The organism is Aurantimonas sp. DM33-3 (assembly GCF_014334315.1).
In the GTDB taxonomy this organism is placed as follows: Bacteria; Pseudomonadota; Alphaproteobacteria; order Rhizobiales; family Rhizobiaceae; genus Aurantimonas; species Aurantimonas coralicida.
In genome coordinates, this window is sequence record NZ_JACSGS010000047.1 from 1 (window position 1) to 1,326 (window position 1,326).

At 63.0% G+C, this 1,326-nt stretch carries 1 pseudogene; it reads right to left on the minus strand.

The window, feature by feature from the left end:
* Positions 1–179 precede the first annotated feature (179 nt).
* Positions 180–1,326: pseudogene (locus H9Q09_RS22310) on the minus strand (IS1182 family transposase); the annotation flags it as partial.

Below are 1,326 nucleotides of genomic sequence, written 5' to 3' on the forward strand. Positions count from 1 at the left end.
TGGGGCTGTTGAAGAAGTCGGCTTTTGAAGCATCGCAGGACACGAAGATCCGGCCTGTCCGACTGGAGCTCGGCGGCGCCTTGAAAGAGATCGGCGGAATGGGGAAGCCAGATTGCGTTTGGTAAGAGGCGCCCCCCGTTGGAAGAGCCAGAGGACAAGGACGGTTTCGATCAGATCGGTGCGAGCCGCTTCAGATTGATGGCCGCGGCCGTCAGGTAGGCCTGGATCCTCATGTTCGCGAGTCCGCGCCGAACTGCCCGGGCCAGCCCGTGCCAGGTCTTTGCCTCGCCGTGGAATCCTTCCGAACGCCAGCGATGGCGCTGGTACAGCCGCTTGTCTTCCTCACCCCACTGCTCGCGGCGGCGCCGGGCGCGTAGCAGAGCTGGATAATCGTGCACGATGACGACGGCCTTGGTAACACGGGACGGAGAAAGACAGATCGTGGCGAGATCGCACCCGGCGCAGTCAACGGCCTTGGACGCGAAGAACCGTCCATGCGGGATCTTTGTCCGATTGGGTTGGAGGATCTGGCCGCGTGGGCACTTCACGTGATCATGCCGGGCATCATAACGAAACTGGCGAAGCGGCACCTTGCTCCGGACCGGTTCTGCTTTGGTCGGGATCACGGCTGTGATGCCGCGCCGTTCGAGGCCGCCAAAGACTTTGGCATAGGCATACCCGGCATCGGCCGTCGCCACCTTGATCGTCGCACCGGTCGTATCTGCCACGGCGTCGAGACGGTTCAGGATCTCTTGCCCCTCGTTGACCTCGCCGGTCGTGATCTCGACGTCGAGAATAACGCCGAAGACATCATCGACGACCCCATGCTGCTTGTAGGCCGGCTCCAGTCGCCGATTGCGTCCATTGGTTGCCATGCTGGCATCTGGATCGGTCACACAGACCTTCTTGTATCGACCAGACTTGCGGGATGTCTTGGCGGTGTCCGCGGCAATCTGGGAGGCTTCGCTCGCGTCGCCGTTCTCGGCTCGAATGGCATCGACGTGGCGGACCGCCAGGCTCTCCCAACTGACGTCCGCCCGGACCAGGGAGGCATCGACGTGAACGACCTCGCCCTTGGCGATCCCGGCCGAGATGCAGGCGGTGACCGTGCGCTTGAAGATCTGGCGGAACCGCTCGGCACTCCAGCGCTGGCGGATGCGAGTCAGCGAGGAATGATCGGGCAACGCCTCGTGCAGGCCGAAGCCGATGAACCAACGGATCGCAAGATTGACCTGAGCTTCGCGAAGCAGACGCCGATCATGGACGATTCCCAGAAGGAAGCCTGCCAGCATCAGGCGCACCGCAACTTCGGGGTCGATCCCCGGC